The organism is Ochrobactrum teleogrylli, from assembly GCF_037482325.1.
GTDB lineage: Bacteria > Pseudomonadota > Alphaproteobacteria > Rhizobiales > Rhizobiaceae > Brucella > Brucella teleogrylli.
The window spans coordinates 3,390,573-3,405,513 of the sequence record NZ_JBBHKQ010000001.1; the positions used below are offsets into that span (position 1 = coordinate 3,390,573).

Genomic DNA, 14,941 nt, shown 5'->3' on the forward strand with positions numbered 1-14,941 from the left:
GGAAATCACCATTTTCGCCTCATCCTGGCCGACATATATGCCAACTGGATAGGACTTTTAAGCGCTTGCCTTGTTGAGCAGGGCCAGATCGTTTTTGCTGAGCTTCAGCTCGGCGGCGCTGATCAGTTCTCCTAATTGGGTCAGGCGCGTGGCGCTGGCAATCGGCGCAGTGATCGACGGGTGAGCAACCAGCCAGGCGATGGCCACCTGCGCCTGCGTGGCGTCGACACTGCGGGCCACCTGGTCCAGCGCGGCGATGATCCGCGATCCGCGATCCGTCAGATATTTCTCAACCGACTTGCCGCGAGCGCTCTGGCCAAGATCGTCGGCAGAGCGGTATTTGCCGGTCAGAAAACCGGCGGCCAGCGCGTAATAGGGAATGACGCCAATTTCATTGTCGCGGCAGATGGCTTCCAGCCCATCCTCGAACCCCGACCGGTCATAAAGATTATAGAGCGGCTGCAAGGTTTCGTAGCGCGGCAGGTTGTGCTGTTTTGCAACGTCCAGCGCTTCCGTCAGCCGCTCCGGCGTCAGGTTGGACGCGCCGATGGCGCGCACTTTGCCCGCATCGATCAGCTCTTTATAGGTTCCGAGCGTATCTTCGAACGGTGTTTCAGGATCGTCCCAATGGGACTGGTAAAGATCGATATAGTCGGTCTGCAGCCGTTTTAGGGAGGCGTCCACGGCTTTGCGAATATAAGCGGGAGAAAGGCCTTTTTCGTCGGGCCCCATTTCCGAGCCGACCTTGGTGGCGATGACGACCCTGTCGCGCAGGCCGCGGGATTTCAGCCAGTTGCCGATGATGGTTTCGGATTCGCCGCCGACATTGCCATTTGCCCAGGCGGAATAGACATCCGCCGTATCGATGAAATTCAGGCCTGCATCGACAAAACGGTCGAGCAGCGAAAACGACGTCGCTTCATCGACCGTCCATCCAAAGACATTGCCGCCGAAACAGAGCGGCGAAACTTTCAGTTCGGTACGTCCGAGCTTCTTATATTCCATGGACCCAATCCCCTTCCTCTGAATGCGAATCAGGCGTGATCCGCCGGGTTCCGATTTCAGGAAGAAGGGGTAAAAGCTCCGGGTAGAGCTTTGGGTCAGCCCATGCCAAGCGCGTCCATATAGAGCTGGAGCATCGCTTCTTCTTCCTGACGTTCATGGTCTTCTTTTTTACGCAGACGAATAATGGTCCTCACGACCTTGCTGTCAAACCCCGAACCCTTCAATTCCGCGTAAACTTCCTTGATATCGTCGGCGATGGTCTTTTTTTCTTCCTCGAGGCGCTCAATGCGCTCGATGAAGGCACGCAATTGGCCGACGGCAATGGTTTGGGCTTCGCTGGTAATGTCGTCGCTCACGCGGCTTCTCCAATTCTTGTCTTGATGGGTGCGAACGACGCGGAGGCACGATTTCGCATGTCTGAAATTCTGCACCGGTTTTCCCGCGAGTCGCGGGCAAAATTAAGAGCCTTTTCGATGCCCGGCACGATTTATGGGGCCAAACCTTGTGGAAGAGTGTGGAACACTGTGGAAAAGCGGTGGTTCACGCCACCGTGCCGGTGCGCGAGCCGAAATGCCGGACCTCGTGCATGCCGTCGAGCGTGTTGATCTGCCGCAGCATCGAAGCAAGCCGTTCCGCCCATTCCACCGCTCCGGCCTCGTCTGCGATCAGATCCTGCCGCACCTCGATCAGCACATGGGCAAAGCCCTTGACCGTGGCGTGGCGATACATGGCGTCGTTGCGCAATGCGCCGTCATAGGGCTCGTTGTCGCCGACCACCAGACCGGGCTCGGCGCGCAACAGCGACAGAAGCGGCGCGACGGCGCGGTTGTCCTTGTCCCACAGTAGGCCGATCTGCCAGGGGCGGGCCCTGTCTTTCCAGCGCGGTGTGAATGAATGGATGGATACGATGAAGGGCGCATGTCCGCTTTCGCGTTCCACGCGGGCACTCATTTCCGTCACAGCCTCATGATAGGGACGGTAAAAACGGGTCAGCCGATCTTCCCGCTCACCCGCCGACATCGGATAATTGCCGGAAATAACCGCGCCATCCGATAGCTGCATGATGAGCGTCGGGTCATCCTCGCCGCGATTGGGATCGATCAGCAGACGGGAAAAGCCGCCAAGCACTGCGGGCGCCTGAAGGCGGCCAGCCAATGCCCGCGTCAGGGCTTCGACACCGATGTCATAAGCGATATGACGGTCGAATTCGCTTTCTTCCAGACCCAAACTACCGTATTCGGCAGGCACGTCGCGCCGTGCGTGGTCGGCGGTCAGAAGCAGGCCGAGGCGAAAATCGCCTTCAATCCTGTAAACGGGCGAGAACGAAGTGGCTGACGGTTTTGCGAACGACACGGATTGAATTCCCAGGAACAATTCGGGATTGATTTTCATCGGGCGCGGGAAGCTGTTTCAGGTCTGTCATGAGAAAGCCGGGATTGCAACGATCATTCTTTCGTCATGTGCTTTCTTCTCGGCGGGACTGCGTTGACATCACCGGCGAAACTGCCGAAAAGAGAGCGACCGAAATGGGATTTCCAGACGTGAAACAAAAGCGATTGCGGGCTGAAGGGGTTCGGCGGATGCGACTTCCACACTTCCTGGCTGTATTTTCCGCCGTGTTGCTTGGTGCGCTCGGCATGACCTCTGTGGAGGCGCGGGCCGATTTCCGCGTCTGTAATTCGACGCAGAATCTTGTCGGCGTCTCCATCGGTTACCGGGCCAAGACCGGCTGGGTAACGGAAGGCTGGTGGCATATCGAAGGCTCGACCTGCAAAACGCTGATCGAAGGCCCGCTGACGTCGCGCTATTATTATCTCTATGCCGAGGATGCCCAAGGCGACGGCCGCTGGCAGGGCAATGTGAATATGTGCGTCGCGGAAAAGGAATTCCGCATCTCGGGCGTGCAGGATTGCTACGCGCGCGGCTTCCAGCGCAACGGCTTCCAGGAATATGATACCGGGGAACAGTCGAGCTGGATGGTTCAGCTTGCAGACGAAACACCGCCGGAAACCCCCACTGTTACAGGAACGAATAGTCAATGAAGCGCAACCGCAAGGTCAAGATTCTCGCAACGCTGGGTCCGGCGTCTGGCGAGGAAGCCGTCATCCGCAAGCTCTTTGAAGCCGGTGCCGATGTTTTCCGCATCAATATGAGCCATGCCGACCATGACCTGATGCGCACCCTCGTGAAGCGCATCCGCAATGTGGAAAAGGCCATTGGCCGCCCGATCGGCATTCTCGCCGACCTTCAGGGGCCAAAGCTGCGCGTCGGCAAATTCAAGGACGGAAAGGTCGATCTCGTTCCCGGCCAGACCTTCACGCTCGACAATAACGAAGCGCCCGGCGACGAAACCCGCGTCTTTCTCCCGCATCCAGAAATTCTGGAAGCGGTCGAGCCGGGCCACCGCCTGCTCATCGATGACGGCAAGCTGCATCTCGTGGCTGAAGCCACCGACGGCAAGTCCATCCGCTGTAAGGTCGTTTCCGGCACCCGCATCTCCGACCGTAAGGGCGTCAGCCTGCCGGACACCACGCTCGGTGTCGGCGCACTGACTGAAAAGGACCGCAAGGACCTTGATGCCGTGTTGAAGGAAGAAATCGACTGGGTTGCGCTGTCCTTCATCCAGCGCCCGGAAGATCTGGCCGAAGTGCGCAAGGTTTCGCGCGGCAAGGTCGGCATCATGTCGAAGATCGAAAAGCCGCAGGCGGTAACACGCCTTGACGAGATCATCGAGCTTTCCGATGCCCTGATGGTCGCCCGTGGCGATCTCGGTGTGGAAATGCCGCTTGAAAGCGTTCCGGGCATTCAAAAGCAGATCACCCGCCGCGCGCGCCGCGCCGGCAAGCCGGTTGTGGTGGCCACGCAGATGCTCGAATCCATGATCACCGCGCCGGTGCCAACGCGCGCCGAAGTGTCGGACGTTGCAACGGCTGTGTTCGAAGGTGCGGACGCCATCATGCTTTCGGCTGAATCGGCATCGGGCCAATACCCGGTCGAAGCGGTCGCCACGATGAACCGCATTGCCGAACAGGTTGAGCAGGAACAGACCTATTCGACCATCATCGATGCGCAGCGCGCAGCACCTGAACCAACCGGTGCCGATGCGATTTCGCTTGCGGCCCGCCAGATTGCCGAAACGCTGAAGCTCTCGGCCATCGTGACCTACACGGCTTCCGGCACCACCGGCCTGCGTGCCGCCCGTGAGCGTCCGCGCACACCGATCATCGCGCTGTCGCCGGTCGTCGACACCGCCCGCAAGCTGTCGCTCGTCTGGGGCCTGCATTGCGTCGTAACCGCCGATGCCCACGATCTGGAAGATATGGTCGATCACGCTTGCCAGATCGTCTTCGAAGAAGACTTCGGTAAAGCCGGTTCGCGCATCATCATCACCGCCGGTGTGCCTTTCGGTACGCCGGGTGCGACCAACATGCTCCGCATCGCCTATATAGGCGCCGACGGAAAGTCCGGCGTCTAAACTGGCGATATTCGGGCTCTGGTGGCCTGCAAATGGCACGTCTTTGAGCTTCCGGTGCTCACGTACTTTATGTACGCTCCGCTCCGGGTCTCAAAGCCCCATCATTTTCGGCACACCATCATCCCGAATCTCATCCAGTTTCGGTGCTCTTGCGTATAAGTAAAAAACGCGCTCCTTCCGGGGCGCGTTTTGTTTTATGGGATAGGTCTGTTTGCAGACCGGCATCACAAAGAATGCAACTGTAGTGTTAGGTGCGCGTGTCGGCCAGCTCATCGGCTAGATCGCTGAAATTTTTCTGGGCGTCCCGCATCATCGGATAAACAATCAGCGCCTGCTCATAAGCCTTCATGGCCTGCTCCTTGAGGCCACGGACGCGCAGAATGGCCGCCATGCCCGTCAGGGCGCCGTAATGGCGCGGCTCCAGCTCCAACGTACGATTGATGTCATACATGGCGTGAGCATAATCTTTTTGCAGGAAATAAACCGTCGCGCGGCGGTTCCATGCTTCCGCATAATCCGGATTGAGAGCGATGGCTTCGTTCAGGAAATCGAGCGCTGACGTATAGCGATGTTCCAGCATGGCGGCGTTCGCCCATTGGACCAGAAGGTCGATGGTGGCGCTGCCGGATTGCGACCAGAGCGTATTGATCTGTGATGCGATGCGTCGTGCCTTGGCTTCGTCCGTTGTTTTGCGAAGCTCGGCAAACAGCTTGTCGAGACGCTCTTCCGGCGTCTGGGGCGCTGCCGCTTTGGCGGGGGCTGTTTGCGAGGAGGAGGGCTTCTGCTCGCTGTCTGCGCCGATCTGTACAGGCGTGAGCGGAGCAGTCAGCTGGGCGTTCAATGGCGCCTTATCGGGTGCCATCTCGGCGCGTGCGCCGTGAATGGTCAAAGTCGCCGCGCTGAATGCGGCAACCGTCGCAAAAATCTTCAGACATGCAAAAACGTTCCGCATATGCATAGATTTCCCTATGCACGGCGGAACGTCAAATGCAAAATCAAAAATAAGATTAGCCCTGACGAGCCTTGTAGCGCGGAGCAGTCTTATTGATGATGTAAACGCGGCCCTTGCGGCGGACCAACTGGCAGTCGCGATGACGGCCCTTAAGCGCTTTAAGCGAGTTCTTGATCTTCATGTCAATCACCGGTCTGGTTGGCCCATCGACATGAACACGCCGCCGGGCTTCATAAAAACAGCGCCCAAGGCGCCAATTGATTACAGACACGGTATATGTGCCTGAAGGGTTGGCCGAAATACACAAGGTTTCGGGTAAATGTCAACTCCTGCGCGGCAGATTCACGGGCGGGAGCCTGAAAATCTTGTCGCAGCGGGCGGAGTCATCGGGAATCGTCCAGATTCCCGACAAAGCCTAGCGCGCGCGGGGCTTGATATGGGTCACATGGCCCATTTTCCGGCCTTCGCGAGCTTCCTTTTTGCTATAGAGATGCAGCACGGCATTGGGTTCCGATAGAATCGCTGGCACGCGATCAATATCGTTGCCGATCAGGTTTTCCATCACGCAATCGGAATGCCGGTCCGTATTGCCAAGCGACAGCCCGGCAACGGCGCGGATATGCTGTTCAAACTGCGAGATCGCGCAGGCGGCTTCCGTCCAGTGGCCGGAATTGTGCACACGTGGCGCAAATTCATTGGCGAGCAGCGAACCGTCCTTGAGGACGAAGAATTCGAGCCCCAGAACACCGACATAATCCAGCGCATGCAAAAGCTTCTCTGCCGCCTGCCGCGCAGCATCCGCCGTCTGTGCGGAAATGCGGGCAGGAACGGTCGATGTCGAGAGAATGCCGTCCTTATGGACGTTTTCGGCGATGTCGAAAATGGCAACATTGCCGCTGCGGTCGCGCGCGGCGATGACCGAGACTTCACGATCGAAATCGACAAACCCTTCGAGGATCGCCGGGGCCTTGTTGATGGCGGTCAGCGCGTCATGGGCAGCTGTTTCGTCCAGCGAAGTCAGGCGCACCTGTCCCTTGCCGTCATAGCCGAGGCGGCGGGTTTTCAGGATACCGCGTTCGCCAAGCGCACCAAGTGCTGCGATCAACGTTTCTTCGTCATCGACCAGACGCCAGGGGGCGGTTTCGATGCCGCTTTCATTGAGGAACTGCTTTTCGTTGAAGCGATCCTGCGAAATTTCCAGCGCCGCTGGTGGCGGCAGGACGATCGCGGTCTCGGCAAGCTTGTCTGCGGCGCTGACCGGCACGTTTTCGAATTCATAGGTAATGACGTCGGAAGCCGCGGCCAGTTCGGCCAGCGCTTTCGGATCGTCATAGGCGGCGACGATCTGGCGGTTGGCAACCTGCGCCGCCGGGCAATCTGCCTGTGGCTCCAGAATGACCGTCTGGAAGCCGAGCCGCGCTGCGGCCATGGCCAGCATGCGGCCCAATTGTCCGCCGCCGATGATGCCGATCGTTGCGCCGGATGTGAGTGCGGATTTTTCCATATCAGACCTCATTGGTAGGACGTTCAGCCACGCTCTCGGTCTGGGCGCTGCGCCACTCATCCAGACGGGCGGCAAGAGCATCGTCGTGCAGCGCCAGAACGGCGGCAGCGAGCAGGGCGGCGTTGACGGCACCAGCGCGTCCGATGGCCAGCGTGCCGACGGGAATGCCAGCTGGCATCTGCACGATGGACAGGAGCGAATCCTGGCCGGAAAGAGCTTTGGACTGAACCGGCACACCAAACACCGGCAGCGGCGTCATGGCGGCGGCCATGCCGGGAAGATGTGCGGCGCCGCCTGCGCCAGCGATCACAACCTTGAAGCCGTCGGCCTTCGCGCCCTTGGCAAAGGCCACCAGCCGGTCGGGCGTGCGGTGCGCGGAAACGATACGGGCGTCAAAGCCGATACCGAGCGCCTCCAGCGTGTCTGCGGCATGGCGCATGGTTTCCCAATCAGACTGGCTGCCCATGATAATGGCGACGTCGGCGGTAACGCTCATTGGTCTTTCCTGCTCCGTTTCATGCTTTCGCGGATGAGATATTGCGTGGGTAAAAATGATAAAGCCGGGCGGACCCCGGCTTTGCTTTCGATATGAGGCGCGATCAGGCGATGATGTCAGGAATGACCTGATCTTCCATTTCCTGAAGCTTGTCCTTGATCGCGAGTTTTTTCTTCTTCATGCGTTGGACGCGCAACTGGTCGCAGCCGACGGCAATCATCGCATTGATCGCCGCATCGAAATCCGCGTGCTCCTGTTTCAGACGTGCGACGGCCAACCTGATCTCGGCCTGTTCCTGATCGGACATGCGAACCCCATTCTGTTGAATAGTTTTACGGGCTGCGCCGAACCTCGTTCAAGGCGCTGCGCAAGCCCGTTTCGGGCGAAGCCCTTATCACATTTTTCGCGATTGGAAAATGCTACCACGACAAATTCGACTTTGCACCAAACTCATGCCAAACTGTCATGGTTCTGTCATGGATGGCGGCTGTCGAAGGCGACAAATCAAAACCGCATGCATGGCAGCCGGGACTGCGTGTTGGCCCGGATAAACAGGAGGTGTGCCGGGCGTTCATGCAGTTAAGCAGATGGAACAACAGCACCTGCCGCAATGGTTGATCTGGGGTCGGTCTGGCTGTTCCGTTATCGTGTGGAAATCAACCAAAGGAGAACTGATGATGGCTATCGAGTCCCATCTTGCCACGCTTGAAAAGAAGCACGGCGCTCTGGAGCAGGAAATTTCCGATGCTTTGGCGTCACCGGCAATGGATGATCTTCACGTTGCGTCTCTCAAGCGCAAGAAGCTTATGCTGAAGGACCAGATAGAGAAGCTTAGATCTCAGGTAACGCGTCACTGACGCAAACCCAAGGGGCATAGACAGGGAAGCCGCAAAGGCGCTTCAAGCCATTTTATATCGGACGTGGAACAGACTGGCTTAAGCCGGGTGTTGCTGCGGCCTGATATAGCGATAAGCATCTCGGCCAGAACGGTCGATGGCGGCAGCGCCTTTGAGAGCGCATCTTGAAAACCGAAAAACGGTTTTCAGAAAAGATGTGCGTTGAAATAGACAGTTAGAGCGCCGATGTGATGAATCAGATCGAACCTCGCTCTCACGGCTGCACCTTGCCCGACCTGAGTTTAATATTGGCGGCTGTGCCACAGCCGCCGAACATTTTGATTCATGTTTTTTCTATCGGCGCGGTTTCAGCGCTATCCCGCTTCTTTCAATAGACGATCAGATCAGCTTTCCGTTTCGGCTCTCGGATCGAGGTTCATCGCTTCCGGTGTCGCACCACGTTCAGATGGCATGCTCTTGAACTGATCCTTCTCTTCCTTGGGAACCGCGGCGCGTTGGCGCGAGCGGAACAGCGCGTAGCCGGTAATCGAAATATGCGCCAGCATGGTTATGGCAAAGAGCCCGGAAGGCCAGAATATATCCATGGCCGCAGCGGCCAGAAGCGGGCCGAGCATGGTGCCGAAACCGTAGAGCAACAGCAGGCCGCTGGAGACTTTCACAAAGCTTTCCGCCGTTGCATGGTCGTTGGCGTGCGCCACGGCGACCGGATAGAGCGCATAGGCAAGCGCGCCGTAGCAGCCCGTCATGACGATGATGACGGAGCCGCTGGTCGGCCCGACGATGAATGCGACGAGGCCGACGAGGGCTGCCAGTGCGGCAACGCCCGCAAGTACAAAACGGCGATCCACCAGATCGGAAATGCGCCCGATAGGGATCTGCATCAATGCGCCTGCCGCAATGGTCACGCTGACCATGAGGGCGATTTCTGTGGTCGATATGCCGGATTTTGCGCCGAAGACAGCGCCAAGCGTGCCCCATGCGCCATTGGCGATGCCGATCAATATGCAGCCGACGAAGGCAGCGGGCGAGTTGCGGTAGAGCGCCTTGAGGTCGAGTTGCACTTCGGTCAGCGGTCTTGGGCTGACGGCTGTTGAAATGGCGGTCGGAATGAGCGCCAGACAGAAGAGAATGCCGCAAATCATGAACAGATGATCGGAGCGCACGTCGCCGCCTGCAACCAGCATCTGGCCGGTCATGGTCGCCCCGTAATTGACCATCATATAGAGGCCGAAAATCTTGCCGCGCGATTCGTTGGTGGCGCGCTCATTCAGCCAGCTTTCAATGACCATGAAGGCGCCGGCCATCGAAAAGCCGGTGAAGGCGCGCAGAATGACCCATATCGTCGCGTCGACGAATATGCCGGAGAGAAGTGCGATGACCGCCGCCGATGCGGCAAAGCAGCCGAAGGCGCGTACATGCCCGACACGGCGCACAAGGCGCGGGGCGAAAAGACAGCCCGCCACGAAACCGCCTGCCCAGGTGGTGCCCAGCATACCGAGCGAGGTGACCGAGAAACCTTCGGCACCGCCGCGCAGGGGCAAAAGCAACCCATGCAGACCCGATGCCATCAGGAGAAAGGCTGTTCCACAGAGAAGGGACAGGACCTGAATGTAAACGCGCACAACGACATTCCTATGTGATTGCCCCGCATTGATGCCGGGGATTTATGGAAGCCGCTGGCGTGGCTTCCACTGGCATTTTTAGCGAAACAAAGCTTCTGCCGCGGCGCGACTGTCGCCTTTCTTCAGTCTATGGGTTTTCAGACGCTCGATTTCCGATTGCAACAAGACAATGCGCTGATCGATCTCCGCGACTGAAAGCAGCGACAATTCATCTTCGCTGAGCACAGCGCTGTCGCGTGGTTTTATCGCATCTTCTTCGAAACCGCTCATGGCCTTCCTCCGTGGTCAATGATGCCATAGTTACCGAGAAAAGATTTAACACCTTGAATCTTCGCATATACATTTGGGAAAATCGATTACGATTTCTCTAACGGAATTGCGTGTGGCCAGGATCGAACCCAGATCAGACCTTTTGTGAGGTATTTCTGCGACGGTGCGAAACTGTGTATGGCGCATGCGCTTCCGGCTGCGTTCGAACAGGAGTTTTGATGATGATGGCCGATTTACCTTCACGGATGACTGCAATCGAGATTTCCGAACCGGGTGGCGCGCATATGCTGCGCCCCGCGCAGAGGTCCATGCCGGAGCCGGGGGAAGGACAGGTGCTGGTGCGTGTGCGGGCTGCCGGCGTCAATCGGCCGGACGTGCTGCAAAGGCAGGGAAATTATGCGCCGCCGCAGGGTGCATCCGATATTCCGGGTTTGGAAATCGCAGGCGATATCGTGGCTGTCGGGAGTGGTGTGAAGCGCTTCAAGAAGGGCGATCAGGTTGTCGCTCTGCTGCCCGGCGGCGGCTATGCCGAATATGCCGTGGTGCATGAAACCAATGCGCTACCGATGCCCTCCGGCTATGGCTATATCGAAGCTGCGGCCATCCCTGAGACTTTTTTCGCCGTCTGGCACAATGTTTTTCAACGCGGTGGCCTGAAGGAAGGCGAGACCCTGCTGATCCATGGCGGTTCGTCGGGTATCGGCACGACTGCTATCCAATTGGGCAAGGCGTTCGGAGCGACGGTGATCGTGACCGCCGGGTCCAAGGATAAATGCGATGCCTGCGTGAAGCTCGGCGCCGATCACGCGATCAACTATCGTGACGAGGATTTCGTTACTGCCGTCAAGGAACTGACCGGCGGGAAGGGTGCCGATGTCATTCTCGACATGGTGGGCGGCGATTATGTTGATCGCAATTATAAGGTTGCCGCCGAAGATGGCCGCATCGTGCAGATCGCGTTTTTGAACGGCGCCAAGGCCACCGCCAATTTCGCGCTGCTGATGACCAAGCGTCTGACCCATACCGGATCGACCCTGCGCGCCCGCCCGGTTGAATTCAAGGCAGAACTCGCACGCGAGCTGGAGGCAAAAGTCTGGCCGCTTCTGGCCGAGCGTCGTGTCGCGCCGGTCATGGATATGATCTTTTCCCTGAAGGATGCCTGGCGTGCCCATGAGCGCATGGAAGAGGGGCGGCATATCGGCAAGATTGTGCTCGATATCGCCTGAGAGTTTCGGCTCGTCATAGCCGCAATCGAGAAATCACGCACAGATTGTTGTGCGGGCTTCAGCGCATTCTTGCCCTGCTGCCAAAAAACCTATATATAGGCCGTGATTTCCCGGAAATTGTGGTTTTTTCCACGTCCCGCGCCACCGGAGCGGACGAACAGAAGGATTATATCTAATGGCCACTCAGCTTCTTATGCCGAAGGCAACGGCCGTCTGGCTTGTCGATAATACGGCTCTGTCGTTTGACCAGATTGCAGCTTTCTGCAAGCTGCATCCGCTGGAAGTGAAGGCGATTGCCGATGGTGAAGCCTCTCAGGGTATCAAGGGTCTCGATCCGGTCATTACAGGACAGCTTTCGCGCGAGGAAATCGCGAAGGGCGAAAAAGACCAGTATTACCGTCTGAAGCTTGCTGACCCGAAGGTTCGCGTTCCTGAAGCCAAGCGCAAGGGCCCGCGCTATACGCCGCTGTCAAAGCGTCAGGACCGTCCGAACGCGATTCTCTGGCTGGTGCGCAATCATCCCGAGCTGAAGGATGCGCAGATTTCGCGCCTGATCGGCACGACCAAGTCGACCATCGAACAGATTCGCAATCGTTCGCACTGGAACTCGGCCAATCTGACGGCGATGGATCCGGTCACGCTCGGCCTTTGCTCGCAGATCGATCTCGACATCGAAGTCGAACGCGCAGCCCGCAACCGTCCGGCTGCACCGGAATCCGACAGCACGCTGCTGCCGGCTTCGGCAACGGAAAACTTCGATTATCGCGACGAACCAGCTGCGGAAGAAGAACTCGACGCGGACAAGGTTTTCGCGAAGCTTTCGTCCCTCAAGGGCACGAACACCGACGAAGACGAAGAATAATCGTCAGGCATCCGCCTCTCGATATCTGTCAGTTGGCGCCCGGCTTTATGCCGGGCGTTTTCGTTCAGGCCGCCTTGTGTTCGGTTTTGTCCACGGGTGTTGCGTCTATCCAGCGCTCCAGAACCTGAACATAGCGGCTTGCCGCGCTTTCGAGCGCATCCGGTGCCAGCTTGTCTGCTGCATAGAGGAAGAACGGCTCGGCCCATTCCAGCCCGCACCGATTGGCTGTGGCACGCAACGGGGCCATAAGATCATTCATTGGAAACAGGTTGCGTCCGCCGGGCGTATAAGCCTCGGGCACGTTGCCAGCGGTCGCGGCGATCATGATGGGCGTTCCTTCCAGCGCCCGGCCTTCCTGTTCATAAGTCACGTAAAACATGCGGGTCAGCACGGCATCCTGCCAGGCTTTTAAAAGCGGCGGCGTTGAATACCACTGGAGCGGAAATTGCAGCACGATGCGATCCGCCGCGAGAAGGCGTTGCGCTTCACGCTCGCCATCTTTGTAAAAGTCGATCCCGGTGGGATAGGCAGTCTGCATATCGACAATGTCCACTTCCGGCAGTTGGGCGGCTGCACCTGCCAGCGTGGCATTGGCTTTTGATTGCGACAAATCGGGATGAAAAAGCAAAATCAAAGTTCTGGACATCATCTGTTCCTTTCAACGGCTCCTTATGTTGGAAGGATGATGAAATCGATGCGGTAATTATTCCAATATATTATTTATATATGTTATTATTGATTTCATGAATTTAAGGGCGATAGATCTCAATCTTCTGGTCATTCTGGATGCACTTCTCGACGAGGCGCATGTCAGTCGCGCGGCGGATCGTCTGCATCTGACACAGCCAGCCGTATCCAACGCCTTGCAACGCTGTCGAGTGGTCTTCGCCGATGAGTTGCTCGAACGCGGGCGCGGTTCGATGCGGCGCACGGCGCGCGCCGAAGCCTTGCGCGCGCCGTTGAAGACCTTGCTTTCCGATGTCATGGCGCTGGTCGACCCGCCGCATGTGCCATTGGCTTCGATCCGACAGACAATCAAAATCTGCATGGCCGATTATCCGGCCATCTTTGTGATCAAGCCGTTGTTGCAGGTCCTTGCTGCGGATGCGCCGGGCATCGATATCGTGGTGCAGCCGTGGCATGGCGCGGCGGCCGCAAAAGAAGCGCTGGTGAGCGGCGCAAGTGACCTTGCACTATCGGTGTTTCCAGATGCGGACGACGATCTTCAGCGCAAGCATCTGCTGGACGAGACGTACCGTGTCGTCATGCGCCGTGATCATCCAGCGGCCAGAGGGTTTACGCTCGATCACTGGCTGGCTTATCCGCACATACTGGTGTCGGGACGCGGCGACACCAACAGCCCGGCAGACAAGATTCTCGCTGAAAAGGGTTTGAAGCGGCGCATCGGTCTCGTGGTGCCCAATTTTGGCATGGTGCCGGATCTGCTCAAAAGCACGGATATGATCGCCATGCTGCCTTCGCATTGCGTTCTGGATGCGGATAGCGACCTTGTTGCCTTCCCGCCGCCTATCACAGTCAGCGGCTTTCCGTTGCATATTGCCTGGCACAAGCGCCGACAGGAGGATCAGGCGCTTCAATATATCGTGGCACAACTCAGTGCGATTCTGACGGAGCAATGAAGAAAAAACTCCGTCGAATGCAGAACATTCGACGGAGCAGAGGCTGCAGTCTTCTTGGGTGATTTCAATCCTTGAATGCGTTGTACTCGCTCATTTCCATCAGGCGGTAGAAATCGGCCAGCGTTTTGCCGCGCTCGGCGCGAAACCGGCGGCCCGCTTCGCTTGCTTCGACAATACGGTCGGTGCGGAAGGTGCGGAACGCATTGCGCAACTCGCACCAGCCGATGACGGTCCACACCTTGCCCCAGAACCACAGGCCGAGCGGGCGAATGTCGCGTTCGCTCTCGCGCGCTTCGAGGTCGCGGTAGCGGATATTGAGCACACTGCTTTCATCCACGGCGCGCTCGACAGCATCGATGATGCGGCGCTCGTCAATGCTGATTCTGGCAGTAGGGGCGTGGATCTGCGTGCCGGTGATCCGCGCACGTTCTTCCTTGGGCAGAACGGCTTCGATCTTGACCAGCGCTTCCTCGGCGCCGCGCGCCATGGATACGCCACCCCAGGCGCGGATGAGGCGCGCTCCTGCCACCAGCGCGACGATTTCATCCCGCGTGAACATCAGGGGCGGCAGCTCGAAACCCTGCCGCAATATATAGCCGACACCGGCCTCGCCATCGATCGGAACGCCGGTTGATTGCAGGTCGGATATGTCGCGATAGATCGTTCGTTCGGAGACTTCCAGCCGTTCGGCAAGCTGGCGCGCGGTGACAAGCCTGCCACCGCGCAGGTGCTGAACGATCTGGAAAAGACGGTCTGCTCTGCGCATTCCGGGTTCACTCTCCGTTGCAATATTTTGTCTTGCGCTGTTCCAGATAGCGATCCGGCCAGCCCAAATCCTTGCGCAGATCTTTCGGTAAACCGTCCAGTGCCCGCTGGGTGCGGACAAAACGGCGGCGCTCATCATGCTTGCGCCGGTATTCCTTCAAGATTGCGATCAGCGGTGCGATTGCGAGTGCCATAGTTCATCTCCCTCATCCTTAGGGAAACACTATCGCACACCCCTCCTGACAGCTTTCTGTCAGGAGCAAAGCG

19 protein-coding genes are annotated in these 14,941 nt (G+C 58.1%); 6 read left to right on the top strand and 13 right to left on the bottom strand.

From position 1 onward, the window contains the following. Positions 1–57 precede the first annotated feature (57 nt). The 3 genes from WIX40_RS15815 to WIX40_RS15825 form a co-directional block, all read right to left on the bottom strand. Positions 58–1,005, bottom strand: coding sequence for an aldo/keto reductase (locus WIX40_RS15815; RefSeq protein ID WP_109369781.1), 948 nt, complete (start codon positions 1,003–1,005; stop codon positions 58–60). Between the two features lie 95 nt (positions 1,006–1,100). Further along, entirely contained in the window at positions 1,101–1,361 is a 261-nt protein-coding gene (locus WIX40_RS15820; protein WP_061348000.1) for a DUF2312 domain-containing protein, read from the bottom strand. Between the two features lie 184 nt (positions 1,362–1,545). Beyond that, a complete protein-coding gene (locus WIX40_RS15825; protein WP_339440596.1) occupies positions 1,546–2,397 on the bottom strand; it encodes an N-formylglutamate amidohydrolase in 852 nt (283 codons plus the stop codon). Between the two features lie 188 nt (positions 2,398–2,585). Here WIX40_RS15825 and WIX40_RS15830 point away from each other — a divergent pair, with 188 nt between their 5' ends. Together WIX40_RS15830 and pyk are read left to right on the top strand one after the other, a co-directional pair. Continuing rightward, positions 2,586–3,047 (top strand): DUF1036 domain-containing protein, encoded by a 462-nt coding sequence (locus WIX40_RS15830; protein WP_109369779.1) that lies wholly within the window; start codon positions 2,586–2,588, stop codon positions 3,045–3,047. Beyond that, positions 3,044–4,480: a pyruvate kinase gene (gene pyk, locus WIX40_RS15835; protein WP_109369778.1), complete on the top strand. Its 1,437-nt coding sequence runs from the start codon at positions 3,044–3,046 to the stop codon at positions 4,478–4,480. Before WIX40_RS15830 ends, pyk begins: the two co-directional genes overlap by 4 nt. Before the next feature lie 247 nt (positions 4,481–4,727). On the opposite strand, the gene WIX40_RS15840 is transcribed toward pyk, so the two are convergent. From WIX40_RS15840 to WIX40_RS15860, 5 genes are all read right to left on the bottom strand, one after another. Further along, a complete protein-coding gene (locus WIX40_RS15840) occupies positions 4,728–5,450 on the bottom strand; it encodes a tetratricopeptide repeat protein (RefSeq protein WP_109369777.1) in 723 nt (240 codons plus the stop codon). A gap of 37 nt (positions 5,451–5,487) precedes the next feature. Beyond that, entirely contained in the window at positions 5,488–5,613 is a 126-nt protein-coding gene (gene ykgO, locus WIX40_RS15845; protein ID WP_010661422.1) for a type B 50S ribosomal protein L36, read from the bottom strand. A gap of 234 nt (positions 5,614–5,847) precedes the next feature. Continuing rightward, positions 5,848–6,936 carry a 5-(carboxyamino)imidazole ribonucleotide synthase gene (locus tag WIX40_RS15850; RefSeq protein ID WP_339440600.1) on the bottom strand — a complete coding sequence of 363 codons (1,089 nt, stop codon included), beginning with the start codon at positions 6,934–6,936 and terminating at the stop codon, positions 5,848–5,850. 1 nt (position 6,937) lies between these two features. Continuing rightward, on the bottom strand, positions 6,938–7,432 hold the full coding sequence (purE, locus tag WIX40_RS15855) for a 5-(carboxyamino)imidazole ribonucleotide mutase (RefSeq protein ID WP_109369775.1): 495 nt from the start codon (positions 7,430–7,432) through the stop codon (positions 6,938–6,940). Between the two features lie 103 nt (positions 7,433–7,535). Beyond that, complete coding sequence (locus WIX40_RS15860) at positions 7,536–7,739, bottom strand: YdcH family protein (protein ID WP_078339590.1); 204 nt, start codon at positions 7,737–7,739, stop codon at positions 7,536–7,538. A gap of 367 nt (positions 7,740–8,106) precedes the next feature. Between WIX40_RS15860 and WIX40_RS15865 the strand changes: the two genes are divergently transcribed. Further along, positions 8,107–8,289, top strand: coding sequence for a YdcH family protein (locus WIX40_RS15865; RefSeq protein ID WP_171058804.1), 183 nt, complete (start codon positions 8,107–8,109; stop codon positions 8,287–8,289). Between the two features lie 383 nt (positions 8,290–8,672). Here the strand turns inward: WIX40_RS15865 and WIX40_RS15870 are convergent, their stop codons facing one another. Beyond that, positions 8,673–9,911: an MFS transporter gene (locus WIX40_RS15870; protein ID WP_339440602.1), complete on the bottom strand. Its 1,239-nt coding sequence runs from the start codon at positions 9,909–9,911 to the stop codon at positions 8,673–8,675. 78 nt (positions 9,912–9,989) lie between these two features. Next, the gene (locus WIX40_RS15875; protein ID WP_339440603.1) at positions 9,990–10,181 is read right to left on the bottom strand and encodes a DUF1192 domain-containing protein; all 192 of its coding nucleotides are present in this window, start codon (positions 10,179–10,181) and stop codon (positions 9,990–9,992) included. A gap of 221 nt (positions 10,182–10,402) precedes the next feature. On the opposite strand from WIX40_RS15875, the gene WIX40_RS15880 reads away from it, so the two are divergent. After that, positions 10,403–11,407, top strand: coding sequence for an NAD(P)H-quinone oxidoreductase (locus WIX40_RS15880; protein WP_339441063.1), 1,005 nt, complete (start codon positions 10,403–10,405; stop codon positions 11,405–11,407). A 175-nt stretch (positions 11,408–11,582) separates the two neighbouring features. After that, on the top strand, positions 11,583–12,269 hold the full coding sequence (locus WIX40_RS15885) for a DUF1013 domain-containing protein (protein WP_078339508.1): 687 nt from the start codon (positions 11,583–11,585) through the stop codon (positions 12,267–12,269). A 64-nt stretch (positions 12,270–12,333) separates the two neighbouring features. Here WIX40_RS15885 and WIX40_RS15890 read toward each other — a convergent pair whose 3' ends face one another. After that, the gene (locus WIX40_RS15890; RefSeq protein ID WP_339440604.1) at positions 12,334–12,918 is read right to left on the bottom strand and encodes an NAD(P)H-dependent oxidoreductase; all 585 of its coding nucleotides are present in this window, start codon (positions 12,916–12,918) and stop codon (positions 12,334–12,336) included. Between the two features lie 94 nt (positions 12,919–13,012). Between WIX40_RS15890 and WIX40_RS15895 the strand changes: the two genes are divergently transcribed. Next, positions 13,013–13,909, top strand: coding sequence for a LysR family transcriptional regulator (locus WIX40_RS15895; RefSeq protein WP_339440605.1), 897 nt, complete (start codon positions 13,013–13,015; stop codon positions 13,907–13,909). Positions 13,910–13,973: 64 nt separating this feature from the next. Here the strand turns inward: WIX40_RS15895 and WIX40_RS15900 are convergent, their stop codons facing one another. Further along, positions 13,974–14,675, bottom strand: a complete 702-nt coding sequence (locus tag WIX40_RS15900) for a helix-turn-helix transcriptional regulator (RefSeq protein ID WP_078339507.1) — start codon at positions 14,673–14,675, stop codon at positions 13,974–13,976. 7 nt (positions 14,676–14,682) lie between these two features. Then, positions 14,683–14,868: a hypothetical protein gene (locus WIX40_RS15905; protein WP_109369772.1), complete on the bottom strand. Its 186-nt coding sequence runs from the start codon at positions 14,866–14,868 to the stop codon at positions 14,683–14,685. Between the last annotated feature and the right edge of the window lie 73 nt (positions 14,869–14,941).

What these genes read in the sequence shown, in the direction of transcription:
- WIX40_RS15860 (WP_078339590.1), bottom strand. Translation starts at nt 7,739, where the DNA reads ATGTCCGATCAGGAACAGGCCGAGATCAGGTTGGCCGTCGCACGTCTG.
- WIX40_RS15900 (WP_078339507.1), bottom strand. Translation starts at nt 14,675, where the DNA reads ATGCGCAGAGCAGACCGTCTTTTCCAGATCGTTCAGCACCTGCGCGGT.
- ykgO (WP_010661422.1), bottom strand. Translation starts at nt 5,613, where the DNA reads ATGAAGATCAAGAACTCGCTTAAAGCGCTTAAGGGCCGTCATCGCGAC.
- WIX40_RS15815 (WP_109369781.1), bottom strand. Translation starts at nt 1,005, where the DNA reads ATGGAATATAAGAAGCTCGGACGTACCGAACTGAAAGTTTCGCCGCTC.
- WIX40_RS15875 (WP_339440603.1), bottom strand. Translation starts at nt 10,181, where the DNA reads ATGAGCGGTTTCGAAGAAGATGCGATAAAACCACGCGACAGCGCTGTG.
- WIX40_RS15825 (WP_339440596.1), bottom strand. Translation starts at nt 2,397, where the DNA reads ATGAAAATCAATCCCGAATTGTTCCTGGGAATTCAATCCGTGTCGTTC.
- WIX40_RS15890 (WP_339440604.1), bottom strand. Translation starts at nt 12,918, where the DNA reads ATGATGTCCAGAACTTTGATTTTGCTTTTTCATCCCGATTTGTCGCAA.
- WIX40_RS15880 (WP_339441063.1), top strand. Translation starts at nt 10,403, where the DNA reads ATGATGGCCGATTTACCTTCACGGATGACTGCAATCGAGATTTCCGAA.
- purE (WP_109369775.1), bottom strand. Translation starts at nt 7,432, where the DNA reads ATGAGCGTTACCGCCGACGTCGCCATTATCATGGGCAGCCAGTCTGAT.
- WIX40_RS15885 (WP_078339508.1), top strand. Translation starts at nt 11,583, where the DNA reads ATGGCCACTCAGCTTCTTATGCCGAAGGCAACGGCCGTCTGGCTTGTC.
- WIX40_RS15865 (WP_171058804.1), top strand. Translation starts at nt 8,107, where the DNA reads ATGATGGCTATCGAGTCCCATCTTGCCACGCTTGAAAAGAAGCACGGC.
- WIX40_RS15850 (WP_339440600.1), bottom strand. Translation starts at nt 6,936, where the DNA reads ATGGAAAAATCCGCACTCACATCCGGCGCAACGATCGGCATCATCGGC.
- pyk (WP_109369778.1), top strand. Translation starts at nt 3,044, where the DNA reads ATGAAGCGCAACCGCAAGGTCAAGATTCTCGCAACGCTGGGTCCGGCG.
- WIX40_RS15905 (WP_109369772.1), bottom strand. Translation starts at nt 14,868, where the DNA reads ATGGCACTCGCAATCGCACCGCTGATCGCAATCTTGAAGGAATACCGG.
- WIX40_RS15895 (WP_339440605.1), top strand. Translation starts at nt 13,013, where the DNA reads ATGAATTTAAGGGCGATAGATCTCAATCTTCTGGTCATTCTGGATGCA.
- WIX40_RS15830 (WP_109369779.1), top strand. Translation starts at nt 2,586, where the DNA reads ATGCGACTTCCACACTTCCTGGCTGTATTTTCCGCCGTGTTGCTTGGT.